Origin of the sequence: Streptomyces sp. NBC_01224 (genome assembly GCF_036002945.1) — a bacterium.
Taxonomy (GTDB): domain Bacteria; phylum Actinomycetota; class Actinomycetes; order Streptomycetales; family Streptomycetaceae; genus Streptomyces.
The window spans coordinates 8446856-8469916 of sequence record NZ_CP108529.1 but is presented as its reverse complement, the minus strand read 5'-3'; the positions used below and the strand labels follow the sequence as shown (position 1 = coordinate 8469916).

The following is a 23061-nucleotide window of genomic DNA, read 5'->3' as shown; positions in this document are numbered from 1 at the left end:
GCGCGGTGGTCAGCCGGCCACTTCGCCGCGCCGGAGGACCCTGGAGCCGAGCAGGCCGCCGAGGAACCCGGTGACCAGCCCCCAGAGTGCGGCCAGAGCGAGTGCGCCCCCTGTGTGCGGGCGCAGGGTGACCTGCCCGCCGAGGCCGCCGTCCACATCCCCGATGCCCAGCAGCGACAGTCCGTAGTGCGCGGAGATGGGGACGGTCAGGCAGATGGTGAGCACGGTGAGTACGAGCCCCATCGCCATGTGCACGGCGTGCTGCCAGGGCGGCATCCGGGCGGGCGAGCGAATCACCATGAGGAACGCGGCCGACAGGGTCAGGACCGCGGCGACGACCACCAGCCACCAGGACCGCGCGTCGGTATCGGCCAGGGTGGTGACGTCGAGGGTGGAGATGTCGGGGGTACGGAGTACGGAGTCGAGCACATGCGGCACGGGCAGCCCGAACGGGCCGTCCACCTGTCCCTCCCACGACGCTCCGAGCCCCAGCGTGAAGGCGAGCCACACAAGGTTCGGCAGCCCCAGGAGAAGCACGGCGAACGTCTCGGCCGGGTGACCGCGGGTCACCGCGACGACGAGCCCGACGACCAGTCCCAGTACGACGTACGCGAGCAGCAGCAGCACCATGGCGTACGCGGTCGGGCGCACCGACTCATGGAAACGCACCAGCCGGGCGGGGAGCGGCGCGCCCCGCGATACGAGGAGAGCGAGGACGAGAACCCCTGCCAGGCAGATCAGGCCGAGGACGAGGGTGAGGAGGACATCGGCCCGGAATCCGACCTCGGGGGACGCGTCGAACACGTCGCTGATGACTGTGCCGGTCGGGCCCCCGACCGCGACGGCGAACGTCTGGCGGGCGAGCAGCGAGAGGCCGATGAGCACCAGCGCCCAGAGCACTGCCACCCGGGCGGCCCAGCCCGCCAATTCTCGGGTGCCCGCGACGGCCCGGTGACGCAGCGGACGCAGAAAGCCCGCAGCGATCACCAACGCTCCGGCGAGGGTCACCGAGAGCGGCAGCACCGACAGGTCCGCGTGGGTCTTCGCGAAGTCCCCGGCGTTCCCGGAGAGGTCGACCGTGCCGCCCGCGGCCATCACGACGACGGCCGCGACGACGCGCGGGAACGCACCGTCCGGCAGAGCGGTCGCGCCGGCCGCCCACAGTCCGAGGGCGGCCGTGACGGCCATGACCACCAGCCCGGCGAGCACCGTGACGAGGGCGTCGCCCCAGCCGTGCGCGGCGCTGCGTCCGTTGCCGCTCCGGTCCCCGGCTCCCTGTTCGCTCACGGGGCCACGCTAGGCACGGCGCCGGGCACTTCGCCCCTTGGGAGAGCCGGTCGGCGTCGGCTTGCGGACCTCGTGAGCACGGAGCACACAATGTGCACGTAAGGGAAGAATCGGGATCGATCCCTACCGCCCGGAAGAAGAACCCGTGAGTGACCGACCCCCGCCGTCCGGCCGCCCCGCAGGTCCCCCCTCCGGCCCTCTCTCGGGCCCCACGCAACAGGGACCTGTGCCACCGCCACCGCCGCACCGTCCCTCCGGCCCTCCGTCCGGGCCACCGGCCGGAGGGGGCACGGGCGGACCCGGTGGCCCCCGTCATGCGGCGCAGACTTCCGGCTCCGGCGGGGGTTCCGGGCGTCCCTGGTGGCGATCGGTGCCCCTGGTCGCGGCGATCGCCGCGGTGATCGTGGCCGCAGTGGTGCTGAGCGTCGTCCTCACCCGCTCCGACGGCGGATCGGTGGCGGGCGGCGAGGTCTTCCTGCAGGCGGCCGGCTCGACCGGCCCCGATCCGTACACCCCCTCGACGGCGCGGACCAGTTCCGGGGCGACGACACCGACCCCGCTGCCCAGAGCCTCCGAGACAGCGGCGAACGTCACCCAGGCGGTACGGGGCTCGACGCCGGGGCTGTACGGAGGCACCCGTAACGTCTCCAGCTGTGACGTGGAGAAGCAGATCACCGCGCTCACGGCCGATCCCGGCAAGAACAGTGCGTTCGCGTCGGTCCTGGGGATCGATCCCTCCGACGTCCCCGGCTATCTGCGCTCGTTGACCCCGGTCCAGCTGCGGCTGGACACCCGGGTCACCAACCACGGGTTCCGCAACGGCGCACCCACCAGCTTTCAGGCGGTGCTCCAGGCCGGCACGGCCGTCCTGGTCGACGACCACGGCGTGCCACGGGTGCGCTGCGCCTGCGGAAACCCGCTGCTCCCGCCGGTCGCGGTGAAGGGCAGCGTGAAGCTGATGGGCGACGCGTGGCCCGGCTACCGCCCCTCGAATGTCGTGGTGGTGGAACCGGCGCCGCAGGCGGTGAAGGCGTTCATCATGTTCGACCCGGAGAGTGGCGACTGGTTCAGGCGCGACGCCGGTGACACCGGCGGCCACGACGAGAAGACCGCCCCACCCTCGAAGACGATCTTCTCGCCCTGCTCGTCGCAGCCTCCCGGCGCCTCCACCGGGCCCTGCCCGTCGACCTCGGCCTCGGCTTCGTCGGAATCCCCGTCCTCGGAACCACCGTCCGCGTCCTCCTCCTCGGCCATCGCGCCGTCCTCGTCGTCTTCGGCCTCCTCGCCGCCCACCACGTCCACGACCACCGAACCGCAGGCTCCGGTGCCCCCGTCCACCGGGGCGTCGCCCCCACCGCCGGCGTCGGACACGGGGTCGGCCCCCGAGTCCGCGGCGACGCCCGCCCGGCCGGCCTCCGGTGGCACCCCGTCGGCCGACGGGCCGGCGGGCGCCTAGGAGGGGGCGCGGAGCGGCGTGAGGAGTCGTTCTTCCGTGGTCCCGGCGGCTGTTCATCCGTCTGCCACCGAGCAGTGGCGAAGCGGGCAGGGTACATCGACGCTTGTCCCTACCCACCGATACGCGCGGTGGACGGAGCCTGATGGGGGTGAATCCGTGTCGGACTCGGACGCCGGTGCACCGGACCCCGGGGCGACTCCGGTCGACGGTATGGGGGCGGCGGTCCTCCACACGCTGTTCGCCCAGTCCGCGGTGGGCCTGCATGTTCTGGACACGCGGTTGCGGGTGGTGCGGGCGAACCCCCTTTCCGACGTCGTCCCCGCCGAGCTCCTTGCGGGGCGTCACTTCACCGACGCGTACCACCTCGAACAGCCGCACAAAGCGGAGCGAATGCTGCGCGGAGTGCTGGACACCGGCGTGGCCTCGCGCGACCGCGTGATCCGCGGCCGGCTCCAGGACGCCCCCGGCCCCAATCGCAGCCTCAGGGTGTCCGTCTACCGTCTGGACGATGCGGACGGTCACACCCTCGGGCTGCTGGCCGCGGTCGTCGATATCAACGAGCAGGAGAAGGCGCGCGTCCGGGCGGCGTGTCTCGCCGCGGTGCGCACGCGTGTGGGCAGGTCACTCGATGTTGCGGCCACCTGCGAGGGGCTCGTCGAGGCCGTCGTTCCGGTGTTCGCCGACTTCGCCGTGGTCGAGGTGGTGGATGAGGTCCTGCGCGGTTCGGATCCGCCGACCGGGCCCTTGGGGCGCGATGTCCCACTGCGCCGCACGGCAGTCCGAGGCCTCGGCGCCGACGGTCGCAGGGACGGCCTGGTCGGGGAGATGCGCAGGCTGCCCGCCCGTACCCCCTACGGTCTGGCCGCGTCGGATCTCCGGCCCCGTCTCGTCCAGATCGGTCCCCGGACACCGTGGCTCGACGCGGACCCCGACAGCACCCGGATGATCGAAGCGACCCGGGCCCACTCCTTGATCGTGGTCCCGCTGAAGCTGCACGGCACGGTCCTCGGTCTGGTGAGTCTCTACCGGTGCCGGGGGACGGAGCCCTATGAGGAGAACGATGTCCCGCTCGCTCTGACCGCAGCCGCTCATGTCGCACTGAGCGTCGACAACGCACGGCGCTACGAACGCGACCATGTGATCGCGTCGACGGTCCAACGCCGGCTCCTCCCCCAGCGCGACGGTGACCGGATCGCTGTGGAGACGGCACACGTCCTGCTGCCAGGGCGCAACAGCGGCTGCTGGTTCGACACCATCGGACTCTCCGGCGCGCGCACCGCTCTGATCATCGGCAATGTCGAGGGTCCCGGCCTCCAGACGGCCATCACCATGGGGCAGTTGCGGACCGTCATCCACGCGCTGGCCGGTCTCGACCTGGAGCCGGACGAAGTGCTTGCCCGGCTCAGCGACACCGCCGGCCGCCTGGCCGTCGAACGGGCATCACTTCCGCCCGGCGACCGACTGCACCGGGAATCGCCCGAGGCGACCTGCATGTACGCGGTCTACGACCCGTTCTCCCGTACCTGCACCATCGCACGGGCGGGGCATCCGACGCCGGTTCTCGTCACGCCCGACGGCACCACGACCACCCTGGACGTACCCGAAGGGCCCTCGCTCTTCTCCACCGACAGTTCGCCGTTCGCCACCGCTGCCTTCGAGCTCGACGAAGGCAGCGTTCTGGCGTTCTTCACCGGCACCCTCCTGACCGGCCACGGGTCCGCGAACCGGGTACGGGAAGCGCTCGCGCAGCCCGGCCGGAGTCTGCAGGACCTGTGCGACGACGTCGTCTACACCCTTCCGGCCGAGGACTGTCCCGAGGGTGCCGCCCTTCTCCTCGCACGTACCGGCGTCGTCCCGGCCGAACGCGTCGCGACCTGGGAGCTGGCCCACGACCGGACCACGCCCGCCATCGCCCGTACGCTCGTGCGCGACCGGCTCGACGGCTGGAATCTCGATGAGGAGACGACCGAGGCGACCGAACTCATCGTGAGCGAACTGATCACCAACGCCGTCCGCTACGGCACCCCTCCACTGCAACTGCGTCTGATCCTGGACCGCTCCCTCACCTGCGAGGTGCACGACAGCAGTCGGGTGTCACCCCATCTGCGCCATGCGCGCACCGTCGACGAGGGCGGACGCGGACTGTTCATCGTCTCCCAGCTCGCCACCCACTGGGGCACCCGGTACAGCAGCGACGGCAAGGCCCTGTGGACCGAGCAGGAGATCCCGTCCCTGGCAGATGAGTCCTGACCTCGGCATGCGGCGCCCACTGCGCACGGCCGCCTTCCTCGTGCCGACCGTGGCCGAGCTGCGTACCGCAGCCGGCGGCGGCACCCGGGACATCACCCAGGTGCTCGCCGCGTCGGGGAATCAGCTGGACGCCATCCGCCGGGCCCGCACCTTCACACACGAGGGACTCGCTCCGGTGGAAGCCATCACCACCGTGCTGGGCGTGGCCGACACCGGGCGAGATGCTCGACAGCGGACGGCGGCTCGTGGTCTTCGCCGAGCAGGCCGACGGTCCCGCACCGTGGTACCGCAATTTCTACCATTACGGGATGGAGATGCCGTTCGCCTTCCAGAGCCCGGAAAAGATGAGCTGTGTCCCGCACCGCGGCGGCACCGGCAAGCGGCTCTTCCTGCTCAACCACTTCATCACCGTCGCGGGCGGGAGCAGGATCGACGCGGGCAAGGTCAACGCCCGTGACTGGGTGCTCGACCGTGCGCACCGGTGCGAGCAGCGGCGGGGCAGTCCGGTGAATTTCGCCGCCGTCGACTGCACGACGATCGGAGACATCCGCGGGGCGGTCGACGCGCTCAACGCGGCGCGCCCCGCTCGGCGGCCCGACGATCACTGACAAGTGCGGCGCCCCGCGGCCGGGGTGGCCGCGGGGCGCCGCGATCAGGGTGGTGGCGGCCGTTCCGAGGACGGAGAGCGGTCGCCGGTCGCGTCAGTCGCGACCGTCGTGGTGGTTACGCCCGCCACGGTCTTCGCGGCCGTCGTGGCCGTTACGGCCGTCGTGACCAGTGCGGCCGTCGTGACCGCGGTCACGGCCGTCGCGGTCCCGGCCATCGCGGTCCCGGTCGTGGCGGTCACGGCCATCGCGGTCCCTGTCGTGGCGGTCACGGCCATCGCGGTCCCGGTCGTGGCGGTCCCGGTCGTGGCGGTCACGGCCATCGCGGTCCCGGCCATCGCGGTCCCTGTCGTGGCGGTCACGGCCATCGCGGTCCCGGTCGTGGCGGTCCCGGTCACGGCCATCGCGGCCATCGCGGTCGCGGTCGCGGCCCCAGGACTTCGAGTCGACCCTGTGACCGTACGCGTCCCGCAGAGTCGCCGTGTCGCTGGCGTCCCATACGTAGTTGCGAAGGTCCTGGTAGACGTCGCGGCTGGTGTCGCGGCCGACTCCGGTGTGCACACGCACCGATGAGCGGCCGGCCAGCCGCAGGTCGAACCGGTAGGTGCGGCGGCTCTCGTCGCTCAGGGTCCAGCCGCGGAGGTTGACCGAGTGACGGCTGGTGTTGGTGACGGTGACCCACTCACCGTTGAGGCTGTGGTTGGAGCCGTTGTCGTACCCGGGGCTGTTGTACTGGATCGCGCCCAGGACCACGGACGAACGTGGGTCGGTCTGGGTGTGGCCGTGACCGCGGTCGCGACCGATCCCGTGGTCGTGTTCGTCTGCGATCGCCGGCAGTGCGGCGGCCGCCACCAGTGCGCCGGAGGCGAGAACGGTAGCGGTGAGCCGCCGTGCGGAACGGGACATGAAGACCCCTCAGATGCGGGCCCGGACCGTGCGGTCCGAGCGTTTTTCGGTCTCGGCCTGTTGCCGAGAACGCACACTGTGGCCCGATTGCCCGAGTCACGAAAGACGCACCGATACGCGTTACGAAGTACGGACATTTCCGTCACACGCGCCTGTAACCGGCACGCATCCAACCCTCCGAGTACCTGTCAACCCCTGCCTGCTGCACCCATCCGCGCGACACCGAACCGATGCAGCCAGTGGCGGCATCGGATACCCGGCACACACCCACGCACCCCCTGCGTGACCGGTCCGGGAAATCCGTAACAACCACCATCCGCACAGGCTTGAACACCCGTTCCCCTACCTACGGAAAGAGGAACGACAGTTCTACTGCGAGCCATTGCACCGCGAGAACAACAGTGATTGAGTGACAGAGGAAGATATGAATTGAGGTTCAGAACATCGCTGACACGCCCTCGCCGAGCCGGCCATCGCCGCGGGTATTGCCGCAGGTGGGCTGCTTGCGGCGAATGCACAGCTGTCGGCCGCCGCCGTGATCGCGGCGGTCGGCGAGGCACTTCTCGGCCCGTTGTCTCCGGTCGGCGAGCGGACCGACCCGGGACCGGTCGTGGAGGGCATCGCCACGCTGTGCCTCAGAGCCGTCGTAGCCGACGGCGCCTGATCGCGAGCCGCACATCGCCGTACCCACTCCCCCGCCGCCCCGCCCATCGACCAAGGACAGGAACCTGCGATGACCGTCACCCCGCACCGGACCGATGTCCGGCCCGAGGCCCCCGCGCCGCACCCCACCCATGAGGTCACCAACCAGGCGCCGCCCCGGACCGGCCTCGACGAGTACGGCACCAATCTGCCGCTCGCACAGGCCGTCCGGACGTTCGGCGCGGCCTGGCACGAGCCGGAGCTGCACGACATCGGCACCCTGGTCGGTTCCGAGCGGTTCCAGATCAGTGCGGAGCTCGCCCACACCTCCCCGCCCGTCCTGCGCACCCATGACCGCTACGGCAACCGCGTCGACGAGATCGACTTCCACCCCGCGTACCACGAGGTCATCGGCGCGGCGGTGAGTCATGGCACGCACACAGCGGGCTGGGCCGACCCGAAGCCCGGAGCAGCGGTGGCGCGGGCGGCTTCATTCATGCTGTTCGCCCAGATCGAGCCCGGCCACGCCTGCCCGATGTCCATGTCGCATGCCGTGGTCCCGGTCCTGCAGCGCGATCCGGACGTGGGACGGGACTGGCTGCCCGGCCTGCTCAGCCGTTCCTACGACCCGCGGCCGATCGCCCCGGGCAGCAAGTCCGGGCTGACCTTCGGCATGGGGATGACGGAGAAGCAGGGCGGCTCCGACGTCCGCGCCAACACCACGCGGGCGGTCCCGCTGCCCTCCGACCCCGAAGGCCGGGCCCATCTGCTCACCGGCCACAAGTGGTTCTTCTCGGCCCCGCAGTCGGACGCCTTCCTGGTCCTGGCCCAGGCCGAGGCCGGGCTCACCTGCTTCCTCGTACCGCGGGTACTGGCGGACGGCACCCGTAACACCGTCCGTATCCAGCGGCTGAAGAACAAGCTCGGCAACAAGTCGAACGCCTCCTCCGAGGTGGAGTTCGACGGCACCTGGGCGGTACGGGTCGGCGAGCCCGGCCGCGGCGTCCCCACCATCATCGAGATGGTCAATCACACCCGGCTCGACTGTGTGCTCGGTACCACCGCCGGCATGCGCCAGTCGGTGTCCGAGGCGATCTGGCACGCGCACCACCGCAGCGCGTTCGGTGCCCGGCTGGTCGACCAGCCGGCCATGACGGCGGTCCTTGCCGATCTGGCGCTGGAGACGGAGGCCGCGACCTGGACCTCACTGCGCCTGGCCCATGCCTACGAGGCCGACAGCGGCGAGTCCGAGGCGATGTTCCGGCGGCTGGCCACCGCGGTGTCCAAGTACTGGATCTGCAAGCGCGGCCCGCACCACGCCTACGAAGCGCTGGAGTGTCTGGGCGGAAATGGCTACACCGAGGACTGGCCGCTGGCCCGGCGCTACCGCGAGCAGCCGGTGATGGCGGTGTGGGAGGGCTCCGGAACCGTCATCGCGCTCGATGTGCTGCGGGGTATCGCCAGGACCCCGCAGTCGCTGGACGCCTTCTGGGCCGAGCTGGAGACCACGGCCGGTGCCAGTTCCGTACTGGACGCACACATCCGTCGGGTACGCCAGGAGCTGGCCGAGGACCTGCGCTCCCCGCTGGCCGCGCAGACCCGCGCCCGGGCGACCGTCGAGGGCATGGCGCTGGCTCTGCAGTCCTCGCTGATGCTGCGTCACGCTCCCGCGGCGACGGCCGAAGCGTTCGTCGCCGCCCGGCTCGGCGAGGCCCGTGGCCATCAGTACGGCACCCTGCCGCGCGGCACCGATACCGCGGCGATCGTGGAGCGGCACTTCGGCGGAACCATCTGAGGCAGTCACCGCAGCCGACCCCCCGGTGCGGCAACGACGGGCGGGCAGAGGCCGAAGAGAGCCCCCGCCCGCCCGTCGTCGTACGGCGCATCCGCCGACATGGGCGTTAGGTTGGCTGCCATGGAGTCGAGACCCCGCACGCTGTGGCTGCGCACCGAACCCCTCCACTCAGTGATCTACTTCGACGAGGAGTGCCGGGGCATCGGCCGATCCGTGGGCCTCAAAGGTTTCTGGATGGGCTACTTCGCCACCCGTACGGCCCCCATGGGGCCGGTCCTCCCCGAGACCGCGACCGCTGTCCTTGCCGTCTTCGCCCCGGGCATGGTGGCCCGGGCGCTGCCCGCCGCATGGCAGATCGTCACCCCCGAAAGGCTCACGGACCTCCGTGCACAGCTTGCCGCGCGGGCGCTGCGCAGACTGGTCCCCGGCATCGACACTCTTGCCGAACAGCTCACCCCGCCGCTCGCGGCGATGGTCGAGGACTCATCGGCCCTCGCGCGTCCGCTGTTCGCCGCGAACCGCCCGCTGTGCGAGCGCGCCGACCCGGTGGAACGCCTGTGGCAACTCACCACCGCACTGCGGGAGTTCCGGGGTGACGTGCACGCCGTCACTCTTGCCGACCACGGTCTCGACGCCCCCGAGGCGCTCGTTCTCGCCGCCGCCACCGACCGTGTTCCGCGCGAGGGCATCCAGCTCGACCGGGGCTGGAGCGACATGGAGTGGGCGGCTGCCGAGGAACGGCTGCGCTCCCGCGGGCTGATCGACGCGGACTCGGCTGTCACGCCGCGCGGTCGTGAGGAACGGGACCTGATCGAGGACACCACCGACCGGCTGGCCGCCCGGCTGCTGCGCCCCCTCACCGACAGCATGGTGGACGCGCTGCTCGCCGCTCTGGAGCTGCCGACCCGGCAGGTGCTGGAGGCTGGGCTGCTGCCGTTCCCGAACCCGATCGGCCTGCCCCGGTCCATCTAGACGAACTGCTCCGCAGGGCGTCGGCGGGTCCAGCCGAGCAGGATCACCGAGCACACCGCCGCGAAGGCGCACCAGGTCGAGACGGGCTCCAGCCGCCAAAGGGCCGCACAGACTGCGGCCCCGACCGCGACCAGCACGCCGAGCCATCGCAGCAGGCGGTCCCCGGCCAGGAGCAGTGAGCCCACCGTGGCCAGGAGGTACCCGCCGACGAGCAGCCGGGAGCCGGGGAGGCCGAGGACGTAGCCGAGGGTGTGCCCGCGGATCTCTGCGGTCACGGGACGGGTCGCCAGACAGTACACGAGCGGGACAGCGGTCGCGATTCCGGCCGCGAGGGGCACCAGCAACCGGCGTCGGGCGTGCGGCGGCGCGGCACACAGCACACCCAGCGGAACCCACAACGGCAGCAGCGGAAGGGCGATGACGGCCCAGGCAAGGGTGGCGGGCCCGGTGCCGCCGCCCGAGCGCCAGATCACGGACTCGATGATCTGATGGGCCCCGAGGAGCAGCGGCAACGCCGCGAGCGGCAGGTCACGGACCCGGCGCACCTGCGCGACGCACGCCACTCCGACGGCGGCGATGCAGGTGCCCGCGACGAGATCGGCGGTCGCGCTCCAGCACATGTCTCCCCCCTGGGCCCGGCATTGTGGCTTCGGCCTCTTCCGTGCGCAACGCTACGGCTCTCCCGGCAGGCGCCCGCTGTGACACGACCGGCACACTCCGCCGCAGCGGCAACGGCTGCGGCGGGCGAGGATCACGGCCAGTACCGCGATTGCGACCACGGCAAGGGCTCCCGCCGCGCGCCCGGCCACCGGGCCGGCTGCTGTGCGCAGCAGATCGATCGGCTCGGCCTCGCGCATCGGCGTGCTGTCGGACGCGGCGGATTGCGTACCGTCGGCCGCGGAAGCAGCAGTGGCCGGTGCTGTCGTGGACGGTTCTTCCGTGGCCGACAGCTTCTGCGACAGGCAGTCGGCGAACCGGCCGATGAGTTTGTCGCTCACATCGGCCATGACTCCGCGGCCGAACTGGGCCGGCCGCCCGGTGACGGTCAGGTCGGTGGTCACGGCGACCGTCGTCCCTCCGTCGTGATCGGCCAGGGTGCCGGTCACCGTGGCGCTCGCCGTGCCCTGGCCCCGTACTTCGTTGCCCCGTGCGGACAGGACCACGCGGTGGGCCGACTCGTCCTTCTCCAGGAAGGTCGCCGTGCCCCGGTACGTCACGGTGATCGGTCCCACCCGCACCTTCACGGAGCCCTTGATGGTGTCGCCGTCGAATTCCTCCACGGTCGCACCCGGCATGCAGTGCGAGACACGTTCGATGTCGAGGAGCGCCCGCCAGGCATCGTCGACCGGGACCGGCACGGTGAATGAGTTCTCCAGCTGCATGGTCTGCTCCTCACACGAATCACAGGGTCACGAACTCACAAGGGCCAGAAAGTCATACGGATTTCAGCCGCGGCGGGTGGATCGCCCCGACCGTGTCCGCGAGCGGGCTGCCGGTGCCGCCCCAGCGCAGTGCGACGATCTCCGCCGCGATCGAGACGGCCACCTCCTCGGGGGTACGCGCGCCGAGGTCGAGGCCGATGGGCGAGCGCAGCCGGGCCAGTTCCGCTTCGCCGAGACCGGTCTCGCGCAGCCGGGCCAGGCGGTCCTCATGGGTCCGGCGGCTGCCCATCACGCCGATGTACGCGGCCGGGGTGCGCAGGGCCACCTCCAGCAGCGGGACGTCGAACTTCGGGTCGTGGGTGAGCACGCACATCACGGTCCGCCCGTCGATCTCCGTGTTGCTCAGGTACCGGTGCGGCCAGTCGACGACCACCTCCGCACCGTCCGGGAAGCGGCGGGGGTCGGCGAAGGCGGGACGGGCGTCGCAGACGGTGACGCGGTAGCCGAGGAACGCACCGATCCGGGCCACCGCGGCAGCGAAGTCGATGGCGCCGAAGACCAGCATCCGGGGCGGCGGGGCGAACGACTGGAGGAACACGGTGACGTCGTCCTCGCGCCGTTCGCCGTTGGGGCCGTAGTGCCGTAGGCCGGTTGCGCCTTGGGCGAGTTCTCCTCGCGCGTCGGCTGTGACGGCGGCGTCGAGACCGCTCGCGCCCAGCGATCCGGAGACGGTGTCCGGCCAGACGGCGAGGGCGGCGCCGCGCGGGGCGGGTCCGTCGGTCACGGTGGCGACCACCACCGGGCGGTGCTCGGCGACCGATGCGGCGACCTCTCCGAAGGAGGTGTCGTACACCGCCGTCACGGGACGCACGAGGAGGGTGATCTCGCCGCCGCAGGTGAGGCCGACGGCGAAGGCGTCCTCGTCGCTGTAGCCGAAGGTCTGGAGCTGGGCCCGGCCCGTATGCACGACCTCCTTGGCCAGTTCGAAGACCGCGCCCTCGACGCAGCCGCCGGAGACGCTGCCCACGACCTCGTCGTCCGGGCCCACGGCCATCGCCGCTCCGGGGCCGCGCGGTGCGCTGCGGCTGACCGCGACGACGGTGGCGAGCCCGAACGGCTCCCCGGCGGTGTACCAGCGGCTGAGCGCCGGAAGGATCTCACGCATCGGCGGCCACCCCTCGCACCACTGCCGCCAGCCGCTCCAGTGCGGCCAGGCTGTGCCCTTCGACGAAGGCGTCCACGTGCGGCAGCGCCGCCGCCATGCCCGCCGCGAGCGGTGCGTAACCCGGGCGTGCCTTGCGGGGGTTGGCCCACACCACGCGGTGCGCCAGCCGGTGCAGTCGGCGCATCTGGGCCGCGAGCAGTGCGGGGTCGCCCCGCTCCCAGCCGTCGGACAGGACGACCACCACCGCTCCCCGTACGCAGGAGCGCTGCCCCCAGCGGTCGAGGAAGCTTCGCAGCATCTCGCCGAGCCGGGTGCCGCCGCTGCGGTCGGGGACCGCGTCGGCGACCGCGGCCAGTGCCGCGTCCGGATCCCGGTGGGCCATCTCGCGGGTCACCCGGGTCAGCCGGGTGCCGATCGTGAACACTTCGGTGGGTGTGCGAGCCGCCGCGCCGTGTGCCGCGGCGTGTGCGAAGCGCAGCAGGGCATCCGCGTACGGGTCCATGGAGCCGCTGACGTCCAGCAGCAGCACGACCCTTCGCGGCCTGGTGGTGGGGGTGTGGTGGCGCAGCCGGGCGGGTTCGCCACCGTGCCGCAGGAGTTCGCGCACGGTGCGTCGGGGATCGACACCGCCGCGTCGGGCCGGTCGCAGCCTGGGGGTGCGGCGCGGCTCGCCGCTCAGAGCGAACGCGGCGAGCAGTCGCCGTAGTTGGGCTCTCTCGGCGGGGGTCAGCTCGGCCATGTCACGGTGGCGCAGGACCTCGGCGGTGCTTGCCAGGGCCGCCGTGGGCGGTGTTCGGTCGTCGTCCGTTGCGTCGGTGCCGTCAGACGCGCCGGACGCGGCGGCCGCCACGCACGGCTGCGGTTTCGGTACGCCCACGGACCGCATCGGGTCGCGGGGGTGCGGGCGCCGGTCGAAGCAGGCGGCGAATACGCGGTCGTACCGTTCCAGGTCGTCCCGGCTGCCGCACAGGGTGAGACGGCCCGCCCAGTAGACGTCGGAACGGAGTGCGGGGCGCAGCAGACCGAGCGCGCCCAGGAACGTCTGTGTGCGGTCGGGGCCGGTGGCGACTCCGGCCGCGCGCAACGCCCGGGCGAGCCCGACGGCGACGGCGGTCGCATCGATGGCGGGTGCGGTGGGCACGGCTCACGCTCCCCTCGCCGCGAGGACCGCGGACAGGTCGAGGGAGCGGGCGCGTTCCGCGTCCTCCCTGTACTTCAGCACCGAGCCGAGCGTGGCGAAAGCCAGCTCCGCGTCCAGTTCGGTGGCACCCAGCGCGTCGAGGGCCTCGGCCCAGTCGATGGTTTCGGCCACTCCGGGCGGCTTGAGCAGATGCTGGGTGCGCAACTGCTGCACCACAGCAGTGACTTGTTCGGCGAGACGGGCGGTCACCTGCGGCTGGCGGCTGCGGACGATGGCGAGTTCGCGGTCGAAGTCCGGGTGGTCGAACCAGTGGTACAGGCAGCGCCGTTTCAGTGCGTCGTGGACCTCCCTGGTGCGGTTGGACGTCAGTACGACGACGGGGGGTGACAGGGCGCGCAGGGTGCCCAGCTCCGGGACCGTGACCGTGTAATCGGAGAGGAGTTCCAGCAGAAATGCCTCGAACTCGTCATCCGCCCGGTCGACTTCGTCGACGAGCAGAACCGACGGCTGGGTCTCCACTGCCTGCAGGAGCGGGCGTGCGACGAGGAAGCGTCTGCTGTACAGCTCGCTCTCCAGCCGGTCCGGCTCGGTGACCCCGGCGACTTCGGCGGCCCGCAGATGAAGCAGCTGGCGCGGGAAGTCCCAGTCGTACAGGGCCTGGGAGGCGTCGATGCCCTCGTAGCACTGGAGGCGGATCAGGGGTGCGTGAAGGACTTTCGCGAGGGCCGGGGCGAGGGCGGTCTTGCCCACGCCCGCGTCGCCCTCGCAGAACAGCGGCCGGTGCAGCCTGAGCGCCAGGAAGCAGGCGATGGCGAGCCCTTCGTCGACGAGGTAGCCCGTTTCCTCCAGGCGGGCGCGCAGCTCGCCCGGCCCGTCCCCCGGCCCGTCGGCTCCGTTCCCCCCGTTCGCCGGACTCGTCACCTGTCACTCCATCCCGGCCGCGGCCAGCACCGCACGCCGGGTCAGCACCCGTACGAGGTGTTCGCGGTACTCGGGCGAGGCCGACAGGTCGGAGGCCGGGCGAGTGCCCTCGGCCGCGGCTTCGGCGGCCCGCGCCACGGCGGCCGGTCCGGCCTCCGCGCCGGTGAGCGCCTGCTCGGTGGCGCTCGCGCGCAGTGGCGTGGTGCCCATGTTGGTCAGGCCGATGCGGGCCTCGGCGATGTGGCCGTCGTCGCGTCGTACGAGCGCCGCGATACCGACGACCGCCCAGGCCTGGGCGACCCGGCTGAACTTCTCGTAGTGGAAACCCCAGGCGTCGGTCCTCGGCACCCGGATCTCCACCAGCACCTCGTCCCTCGTCAGGGCGGTCTGCAGGTAGTCGACGAAGAAGTCGCGTGCCGGGATGGTACGTCGGCCCTGTGGCCCCGCGGCCACCATCTCGCCGTCGAGGGCGAGCAGCACCGCCGGGAGGTCGCCGGCCGGGTCGGCGTGGGAGAGCGAACCGCCGAGTGTGCCTCGGTGCCGTACGGCGGGGTCGGCGACGGTCTCGGTGGCGGCGGCCAGCAGTCCGGCGTGGCGGCACACCAGCGGGTTGTGGATGACGTCGTGGTGGGTCGTCATGGCTCCGATCACGAGCGATCCGGTGTCGGTGTCCTCGCGGACGCCGCGCAACTCCGGGATCCGCCCGAGGTCGACGAGGAGTTCGGGGAAGGCGAGGCGCAGCCGCAGGATGGGGATCAGGCTCTGTCCGCCCGCCAGGACCTTCGCGTCTTCGCCGCCGTCGTGCAGCGTTCGTACCGCCTCGTCGAGGGTCTGCGGCCGTGCGTAGTCGAATGCGGCGGGGATCATGCCGTCGCCTCCTCGGCCCGTGCGTCCGTGATCGCCTGCCAGATCCGCTGCGGTGTGCACGGCATCGCTACGTCCTTCACACCGAGCGGTCGCAGTGCGTCCACGACCGCGTTGACGACGGCGGGGGTGGACGCGATGGTCCCGGCCTCGCCGACTCCCTTGACGCCGAGGGCGTTCGATGTCGCCGGGGTCTCGGTGCGGTCGGTGACGAAGTCCGGCAGGTCCGGTGCGGAGGGCACCAGGTAGTCCGCCATCGTTCCGGAGACCAGGTTGCCCTCGGAGTCGTACACCGCCTCCTCGTAGAGCGCCTGGGCGATGCCCTGCGCCAGGCCGCCGTGGATCTGGCCCTGGACGATCATCGGGTTGATCACCTTCCCGATGTCGTCGACACAGACATAGCTGCGGATCCGGGCGCGGCCGGTCTCGGTGTCGACCTCGATCGCGCACAGGTGGGTGCCGTGCGGGAACGAGAAGTTGTCGGGATCGACCAGGTGCTCGGCATTGATCGTCGGTTCCAGTCCGTCGGGCAGATCGTGGGAGGAGAACGTCGCAAAGGCCACTTCCTGGATGGTTTTCGTCGCCTCCGGCGATCCCTTCACTGCGAAAATGCCGCCGGAGAACTCCAGGTCGGCCTCGTTCGCCTCCAGCAGGTGTGCGGCGACCCTGCGGGCCTTGGCCACCACCTTCAGCGCGGCGTGGTGGACGGCCAGACCGCCCACCACGAGCGAACGGGAACCGTAGGTGTCCATGCCCTGCGGTACTGCCCTAGTGTCGCCGTGCACCACTGCGATGTCGTCGAAGGGCACGCCGAGCACATCGGAGGCTATCTGGCTCCAGCAGGTGGCATGGCCCTGCCCGTGCGGGCTGGTGCCGGTGGTGACCTCGACCTTTCCCGTGGGCAGCATGCGGATGGCGGCTGCCTCCCAGCCCCCGGCGGCGTACCGCAGATCGCGCAGGACCCGGCTGGGCGCGAGGCCGCACATCTCGGTGAAGGTGGAGATGCCGATGCCGAGCCGCACCGGGTCGTTCCGTGCGTTGCGCTCGCGCTGCTCGGTGCGCAGGTCGTCGTAGCCGAAGAGGGCGAGTGCGCGGTCGGTGGCCGCTTCGTAGTTGCCGCTGTCGTAGGTGAGTCCGGCGACGGAGGTGTACGGGAACTCGTCGTGCCCGATCCAGTTGCGGCGGCGCAACTCGATGGGGTCCAGCTCCAGTTCGGCCGCGAGTTCGTCCATGGTCCGCTCGATCGCGAACGTCGCTTCGGGGCGGCCGGCGCCGCGGTAGGCGTCGGTCGGTGTTCTGGTGGTGAAGACGCCCGTGCAGTGGAACGTGTATGCGTTCATCTTGTAGATCCCCGGGTACATGAACGCGCCGAGCAGCGGAATGCCCGGGGTGATCAGCATCAGGTACGCGCCCATGTCGGCGAGCAGGTCGACCGCCAGGCCGAGGATTCGTCCGTCACCGGCTGCCGCGATCTCGATGTCCTGGATCTGGCCGCGGCCGTGATGGGTGGCCTGGTAGCCCTCGGAGCGGGACTCGGTCCACTTGACGGGCCGGCCGAGCTTCCTGGCCAGCGTGAGGGCGACGGCCTCCTCCCCGTACACCTGGAGTTTGGACCCGAAGCCGCCGCCGACGTCCGGGGCGATCACCCGCAGTTTCTGTTCGGGGATCTCGGTGACCATGGACAGGATGACCCGGGCCACGTGCGGGACCTGGGTCGAGGAGTACAGGGTGTATTCGCTGGAGGCCGTGGGCGGTGTGGCGACGACGGCTCTGGGTTCCATGGCATTGGCGATGAGGCGCTGCTGGGTGTAGCGGCGGTGGAGTACGACGTCGGCGCGGGCTTTCTCCGCTGCGTAGTCGCCCGTGGCGAGCGGCCAGGTGTAGCAGCGGTTGGTGCCCTTGTCGGCGTGGACGAGCGGGGCGCCGTCGGCCAGTGCGGATTCCAGGTCGAGGACGGGCGGCAGGGGTGTGTAGTCGACCTCCACGGCCTCCAGAGCGTCCGCGGCGGCATACCGGTCGCGGGCGATCACCAGGGCAACGGGGTCACCGACGTACCTGACCTCGTCGACGGCGACCGCCGGGTGGTCGGGCATGACGATGTCCTCCGTCACGGGCCATACGCAGGGCATGGGGCCGAGTTCACCGGCCAGGTCGCGGCCGGTGAAGGCGGCGACCACCCCCGGACGTTCCAGCGCGGGCGACACATCGACCCGGTCGATGCGCGCGTGGGCCATGGGGCTGCGCAGGATCGCCAGGTGCAGCAGGCCCGGCACGGTGACGTTGTCGGTCCAGGTGGTACGGCCGGTGACGAGGCGGGCGTCCTCCTTGCGCATCCGGGAGCGGCCGACCTCGGGGCGGGATTCCCCGGCGGTGATCAGGCCGGTCATGTCCGGGCCTCCTGCCCGGCGCCGATCGGGGCCGCGCCGCTCCTCGGCATCGGCCGGCCGGTGTCCGAGGGCTGGGGTGCGGGGGCGTGGCGGCGCTCCTCGGCTGCCGCCGCCAGGACGGCGCGCACGATGTTCTGGTAGCCGGTGCACCGGCAGAGGTTGCCCTCGAGCCCGTGACGGACCTCCTCCGCAGTGGGGCCGGGGTTCTCCTTGAGCAGGTCCCTGGCCGCCATGATCATGCCTGGGGTGCAGTAGCCGCACTGCAGCGCGTGCTGTTCGTGGAAGGCGGTCTGCAGCGGCGTCCACTCGCCGTCGGAGGCGAGCCCCTGGACGGTCGTCACTTCGCCGCCATCGGCCTGCACGGCCAGTACGGAGCAGCTCTTGACACTGTCGCCGTCGAGTTCGACGGTGCACGCCCCGCAGTTGCTGGTGTCACAGCCGACGGGCGTGCCGGTGAGCCCCAGGTGGTCGCGGAGGTAGTGGACCAGCAGCAGCCGGGGCTCGACCTCGTCCTCGTACCTCGTGCCGTCCACCGTCATCGAGATGCGGGTCATATGCCCTCCCCAGGGCTCAGGCCGTGGTGTCGGACCATGCGTACGGCGGTGCGACCGGCCCGCTCGCGGGTCCGGCTCCGACCGTTTCCAGTTCATGGTCGGCGGCCTTCATCAACTGCGCGGCGACGTCCTTCATGGCGCGGCTCGCCGCGAGTTCGTCGCCGATGACGGGAACGTCCACGTCCTGCGGGTTGCAGCGGGCGACCCCATGTCCGATGAGCTTTGCGGAGCCGGTGTCCAGTACCGCCTCGGCCCTGGTCGTACCGTCCTCCTCGGACAGACCGACGCGGACCTGCCACTCCAGCGTGCGAGTCATCGCGCACCTCCTGCGACCGCGCCCGGCCTCGGTCCGCCGCCACGACGCCGTCCTGTCACCAGGATCCACCCGGCCGGGCCCGTTCGCGCGTTCCGGCTCGTCCTGCGAGGACGACCGCGACAGCCTCTGACCTCGCTCCCCCGGGCGGCCGGGACACCGCTGCGGATGGCCGCTCAACGGAGGAAGTGGCACGCCAGGAAGTCGTTCCGGAACTTGCCCTCCGGGTCGAACCGGGCCGTCAGCCGCTCAAAATCGGCGTACTTCCCGTACAGCGTGCGCAGTGTCCCGGGGGTGGTGGTGAACACCTTGCCCCAGTGCGGCCGCGCACCGAACGGTGCCAGGGCCTCCTCGATCGCCCCGAGCACCGGTGTGACGACGGCCGTGTCCGGCACCCAGGTGAAGTGAAAGGCCACCGAGTCCCTGCCGCCCGCCGGGCTCAGCCACAGATCGTCGCGGGCGACGGTGCGGATCTCGGTGATCTGCAGCAGCGGGGCGATCCGCTCCCGGAGCCGGCCCAGTGCCTCGTACGCCGAAGGCGCGTCCTGCCGGGCCACGAAGTACTCCGACTGCAGTTCGTCCCCGTTGCTGGGGGTGAACTCCAGGCGGAAGTGCGGAAGGCGCCGGTGCCACGGTCCGGCAACGCCCTGCTGGCGGGTGCAGTTCTCGGCCGGCATCCCGGCGATCGGATGGCGCGGCCCGTCCGCGAGCCGCGCGCCGAGCCACTCCTCGGGCGCCCGCTGCGGACCGTCGGAACCCACCCGCTGCTTGAGCCACACCTGGTTGAGCGGCCCCTCACGCCAGTCGGTGAAGACACTGACGCTGTACGCGGCCGACATCACCTCGTCGAAACTGTCCGTGAGCCGGGACTCCGGCAGATCCTCGTAGACCCACTGCTGTACGTCGAAGGCGGGCACCACGTCCAGCGTCAGCGCGGTCACCACGCCCAGCGCGCCCATGGCCACCACGGCTCCGGGAAAGTCCGCGTCTCCACGCCTCAGTGACACGTTCCGGCCGTCGGCCGTGACCATGTCCAGCGCCCGGACGGCCCCCGCGATGGAACTGTTACCGACTCCCGAGCCGTGGGTTCCGGTCGCGCAGGCCCCGGCGACCGAGATGTGCGGCAGCGAACCGAGGTTGTGCAGGGCGTACCCGTTCTCGTGCAGTGCGTCGGCGAACTCCCCGAAACGCAGCCCCGCGGCGACGGTGACCGCCCCTGCCTCCCGGTCGATCTCGACCCTGCGGGGCAGCCCGGCCACCGACACCAGATCGCCGCGTGTGTCGGCGACGGTATTGAAGGAGTGCCGGGTTCCGAGCGCATGTACCGCGGTCGAGGCGGACACCGTCTCCCGCAGTTCGGCCTCGGAGCGGGGCATACTCAGCCGCCGCGCGCCGAACGTGATGTTTCCGGCCCAGTTCTTCTCCGCGGGAGTCACCGCACGTCCCCACTTTCGCTCATGGCCTGGTGTCGTGATCCCGACGGTGCATCCTCCCAGACAAACCTGTTGGTGGAGCCATGCAACTGGTGACGTACATGTCCGCACACCATCCGATTCCGGCACCTTCCAAATGCGAACAGTCGCCCACAGACCAAGAGATCCAGCCCGGAACGGGACGAGTTCCGAGCCAGTGCGCATGTCTGAACTTCACTGGAACTCCAGCGAAATGGCACGTGTGTGGATATCGTGCAGCGAGCGAGCGCGCATCCGTCAGTCCATGGGATCGGCGGATGCGCCCCGTTTGTGGCGATGCAACTGTGACTGGGGGGTTCATGGGGCATGTCGAGCTACCCGATTCGGACAGATCAGGACCTGTGGGACTGGCGGGGGCGCCTCGTCCGCGCACTGCTTCAAATCGGCCTCGCAACAAGGAACTCGACGATCCGTGGAGGGCGCCGACCGTACAGCGCGAACGTTCAGGACCGGCCGCGACGAAGAGAAGGACGGGCCGGTGTCTGCCGGTCGTCATCGGGGCCGAACTTGTCGGCCTGGGGATTCCGGCATGGCTCGTACTGCGAGCCGGCGGGCAGTCGCGGGCCGCGGTCGCCGCGGCCGTGGCCGCGCTCGCGTGGTCCGGTGTGCGGGCCGCGCGCGGCCGGTACGCGGACCGGCCTCCGGGCGATCCGCCGGGGGTACTGAGCACGACAGGCGACTGGCTGCTGCTCATCGGTGTACTCGCCGTGCTGAGGACCATGACCGGCGATTCGGCCGATCCTGCGACGGCGGTCGTGGCCCTGCTGCCCGGCCTGCTCGTAGGCATTGCGATATGGGGGGTGCGGCGGTTGCCCTGGCCGGGGCGGCAGCAGCGGGCGGTCCGGCGGGTGCTGGTGGTCGGTGAGGCTCCGGGGGTGGAACGCGCGGTGCAGCTGCTCGGTTCCCGTGCGGACCATCCGTACTCGGTCGTGGCCGCCATACCGGTGGGGACCGCGCCGCTGGAGTGCGAGGTCCAGGTGCCGGGCCGGCTCGCACCGGCGCCGGCCGACGACGATGCGTCGACCGTGCTGGGCGGAGCCTTCACCCATGACGCGGACCTGGCTCTGGTGGTGCCCGGGCCGCAGCTCTCCGAGGAGCGGCTGCGCCGGCTCTCCTGGGGGCTGCACGACGGCGGGCTTCCGCTGTCCGTGCTGTCGGAGCTCTCGGGCATCGCGGCCGGCCGGGTACGGCCGTCCGCGGCGGCCGGGGTGACCCTGCTGCACATCGCGCCGCCGCTGCGCCGGGGACCACAGATGGTCCTGAAGGCCATGGTGGACCGTACCGGCGCCGCACTCGGTCTGCTCGTTCTCGCACCCCTGCTGCTCCTGATCGGGGCGGCGGTGCGTCTCGGCTCGAACGGGCCGGCCCTCCACCGCCAGATCCGCCACGGGCAGCACAACCGGCCGTTCACCATGTGGAAGTTCCGGACGATGGTGGTGAACGCCGAGAGCCACAAGGCTCAGCTGGTCACGGCGAACGAGAACGACGGCCCGATGTTCAAGATGCGCCGCGACCCCCGGGTGACCGGGATCGGCCGTCTGCTGCGCCGGACATCTCTCGACGAACTGCCGCAACTGCTCAATGTGCTCCGGGGCGACATGTCGCTGGTCGGCCCTCGGCCTCCACTGCCGGATGAGGTGTCCCGCTACGACGAGCGCGAGCTCCGCCGGCTCGCGGTCAGGCCGGGACTGACCGGTCTGTGGCAGGTCAGCGGGCGCTCGGACCTGTCCTGGCAGGAGACCGTCTCGCTCGACCTGTGGTACGTCGACAACTGGTCGGTGGCCACGGACATGGGACTCATGGCCCGCACGCTGCGTGCCGTCACCGACGGCCGCGGGGCGTACTGAGTGCGGCGGCCGTCGATGCGAAGAGTGCGAAACCTCCGGCTGCGCGGGGCCGGAGGGAGGGGCGGCCGTCGCGTTGCGGCGGCCGGCCCGTGCCGGTCGGCCCGTCGGGTCCGCTCAGACCTGTGCGGTCTGCCGCTCCAGCCACCATGCGTAGGTACGAGCGATCCCGTCGCGCAGTGGAATCTGCGGTGCGAAGCCGAGGGAGGTGAGCCGGGAGACGTCGAGCAGCTTGCGCGGGGTGCCGTCGGGCTTCGACGTGTCCCATTCGAGAGAACCCTGGTAGTCCGTCACATCGCCTATCATTTCGGCAAGTTCACGGATCGTCAGGTCCTTCCCGCAGCCGACGTTGACGGGCTCGTCACCGTCGTAGCACTCCAGCAGCAGGAGGCACGCGGCGGCCAGATCGTCGACGTGCAGGAATTCGCGGCGCGGGCTGCCGGAGCCCCAGAGCGTGACCGCGGGCGAGCCGTCGCGTCGCGCCTCGTGGAAGCGGCGGATCAGCGCCGGCAGTACGTGCGAGGTCTCCAGGTCGAAGTTGTCGCCCGGGCCGTAGAGGTTGGTGGGCATGGCGCTGATGTACGAGGCTCCGTACTGTCGGCGGTAGGACTGGGTCTGCACGATTCCGGCGATCTTGGCCAGTGCGTATGCCTCGTTCGTCGGCTCCAACGGGCCGGTGAGCAGGGCGCTTTCGGGGATCGGCTGCGGGGATCGCTTCGGGTAGATGCAGGACGAGCCGAGGAAGAGCAGCCGCTCGACCCCGGCGGCATGTGCTCCGGCGATGACGCTCAGCTGGATACGCAGATTGTCTTCGAGGAACTGCACCGGATACGTGCTGTTGGCCATGATCCCGCCGACCCTGGCGGCGGCCAGCACCACTGCGTCCGGACGGACCTCGCGGAGAAATGCCTCGGTCCGCGCGGCGTCGCGCAGATCGAGGTGATCGCGATCGCGGGTGATCACCTCGTGTCCCGCGGCGGTGAGGCGGCGTACCACCGCCGAACCGACCAGACCGCGGTGGCCCGCGACGAATATGCGGGCGCCGGGTCGTAGGAGGGGGCGGACGGATTCCTGGGGAGGGCCGGGGAGATCAGTCGTCATGGCT

At 71.2% G+C, this 23061-nt stretch carries 18 protein-coding genes and 2 pseudogenes; 6 read left to right on the top strand and 14 right to left on the bottom strand.

All coding sequences use genetic code 11. The features are described 5' to 3' along the window. Positions 1 to 9 precede the first annotated feature (9 nt). Positions 10 to 1287, bottom strand: a complete 1278-nt coding sequence (locus OG609_RS38385; protein ID WP_327277028.1) for a streptophobe family protein — start codon at positions 1285 to 1287, stop codon at positions 10 to 12. Between the two features lie 145 nt (positions 1288 to 1432). On the opposite strand from OG609_RS38385, the gene OG609_RS38380 reads away from it, so the two are divergent. From OG609_RS38380 to OG609_RS38370, 3 genes and pseudogenes are all read left to right on the top strand, one after another. After that, complete coding sequence (locus OG609_RS38380; protein WP_327277027.1) at positions 1433 to 2743, top strand: DUF6777 domain-containing protein; 1311 nt, start codon at positions 1433 to 1435, stop codon at positions 2741 to 2743. 210 nt (positions 2744 to 2953) lie between these two features. Continuing rightward, positions 2954 to 4993 carry a SpoIIE family protein phosphatase gene (locus OG609_RS38375; RefSeq protein WP_327278326.1) on the top strand — a complete coding sequence of 680 codons (2040 nt, stop codon included), beginning with the start codon at positions 2954 to 2956 and terminating at the stop codon, positions 4991 to 4993. Positions 4994 to 5190: 197 nt separating this feature from the next. Next, positions 5191 to 5601, top strand: a pseudogene (locus OG609_RS38370) (hypothetical protein); the annotation flags it as partial. Between the two features lie 423 nt (positions 5602 to 6024). Here the strand turns inward: OG609_RS38370 and OG609_RS38365 are convergent. Then, positions 6025 to 6504, bottom strand: a pseudogene (locus OG609_RS38365) (lamin tail domain-containing protein); the annotation flags it as partial. Between the two features lie 436 nt (positions 6505 to 6940). Then, the gene (locus OG609_RS38360) at positions 6941 to 7183 is read right to left on the bottom strand and encodes a hypothetical protein (protein ID WP_327277026.1); all 243 of its coding nucleotides are present in this window, start codon (positions 7181 to 7183) and stop codon (positions 6941 to 6943) included. Between the two features lie 54 nt (positions 7184 to 7237). Here OG609_RS38360 and OG609_RS38355 point away from each other — a divergent pair, with 54 nt between their 5' ends. Further along, positions 7238 to 8941, top strand: coding sequence for an acyl-CoA dehydrogenase family protein (locus OG609_RS38355; protein WP_327277025.1), 1704 nt, complete (start codon positions 7238 to 7240; stop codon positions 8939 to 8941). Between the two features lie 120 nt (positions 8942 to 9061). Then, positions 9062 to 9913, top strand: coding sequence for an SCO6745 family protein (locus OG609_RS38350; RefSeq protein ID WP_327277024.1), 852 nt, complete (start codon positions 9062 to 9064; stop codon positions 9911 to 9913). Here the strand turns inward: OG609_RS38350 and OG609_RS38345 are convergent. The 10 genes from OG609_RS38345 to OG609_RS38300 all read right to left on the bottom strand — a co-directional run bounded on the left by OG609_RS38345 (position 9910) and on the right by OG609_RS38300 (position 20076). After that, a complete protein-coding gene (locus OG609_RS38345; RefSeq protein ID WP_327277023.1) occupies positions 9910 to 10533 on the bottom strand; it encodes a DUF6629 family protein in 624 nt (207 codons plus the stop codon). The two genes, OG609_RS38350 and OG609_RS38345, sit on opposite strands and share 4 nt — an antisense overlap. Before the next feature lie 51 nt (positions 10534 to 10584). Continuing rightward, complete coding sequence (locus tag OG609_RS38340; protein ID WP_327277022.1) at positions 10585 to 11295, bottom strand: SRPBCC family protein; 711 nt, start codon at positions 11293 to 11295, stop codon at positions 10585 to 10587. A 52-nt stretch (positions 11296 to 11347) separates the two neighbouring features. Further along, on the bottom strand, positions 11348 to 12460 hold the full coding sequence (locus OG609_RS38335) for an XdhC/CoxI family protein (RefSeq protein WP_327277021.1): 1113 nt from the start codon (positions 12458 to 12460) through the stop codon (positions 11348 to 11350). Beyond that, a complete protein-coding gene (locus OG609_RS38330) occupies positions 12453 to 13601 on the bottom strand; it encodes a vWA domain-containing protein (protein WP_327277020.1) in 1149 nt (382 codons plus the stop codon). Before OG609_RS38330 ends, OG609_RS38335 begins: the two co-directional genes overlap by 8 nt. Before the next feature lie 3 nt (positions 13602 to 13604). Continuing rightward, entirely contained in the window at positions 13605 to 14522 is a 918-nt protein-coding gene (locus OG609_RS38325) for an AAA family ATPase (protein WP_327277019.1), read from the bottom strand. Between the two features lie 3 nt (positions 14523 to 14525). Then, on the bottom strand, positions 14526 to 15389 hold the full coding sequence (locus OG609_RS38320) for an FAD binding domain-containing protein (protein ID WP_327277018.1): 864 nt from the start codon (positions 15387 to 15389) through the stop codon (positions 14526 to 14528). Further along, positions 15386 to 17773 (bottom strand): xanthine dehydrogenase family protein molybdopterin-binding subunit, encoded by a 2388-nt coding sequence (locus OG609_RS38315; protein ID WP_327277017.1) that lies wholly within the window; start codon positions 17771 to 17773, stop codon positions 15386 to 15388. The genes OG609_RS38320 and OG609_RS38315 overlap by 4 nt, the downstream gene beginning before the upstream one ends. Then, positions 17770 to 18327, bottom strand: coding sequence for a (2Fe-2S)-binding protein (locus OG609_RS38310; RefSeq protein ID WP_327277016.1), 558 nt, complete (start codon positions 18325 to 18327; stop codon positions 17770 to 17772). Before OG609_RS38310 ends, OG609_RS38315 begins: the two co-directional genes overlap by 4 nt. Positions 18328 to 18343: 16 nt before the next feature. Further along, complete coding sequence (locus tag OG609_RS38305; RefSeq protein WP_327277015.1) at positions 18344 to 18643, bottom strand: DUF1876 domain-containing protein; 300 nt, start codon at positions 18641 to 18643, stop codon at positions 18344 to 18346. Positions 18644 to 18816: 173 nt separating this feature from the next. After that, complete coding sequence (locus tag OG609_RS38300) at positions 18817 to 20076, bottom strand: FAD-binding protein (protein WP_327277014.1); 1260 nt, start codon at positions 20074 to 20076, stop codon at positions 18817 to 18819. Between the two features lie 335 nt (positions 20077 to 20411). Between OG609_RS38300 and OG609_RS38295 the strand changes: the two genes are divergently transcribed. Then, the gene (locus tag OG609_RS38295; protein ID WP_385647961.1) at positions 20412 to 21959 is read left to right on the top strand and encodes a sugar transferase; all 1548 of its coding nucleotides are present in this window, start codon (positions 20412 to 20414) and stop codon (positions 21957 to 21959) included. A gap of 114 nt (positions 21960 to 22073) precedes the next feature. On the opposite strand, the gene OG609_RS38290 is transcribed toward OG609_RS38295, so the two are convergent. Next, a complete protein-coding gene (locus OG609_RS38290; protein ID WP_327277012.1) occupies positions 22074 to 23057 on the bottom strand; it encodes a GDP-L-fucose synthase family protein in 984 nt (327 codons plus the stop codon). Between the last annotated feature and the right edge of the window lie 4 nt (positions 23058 to 23061).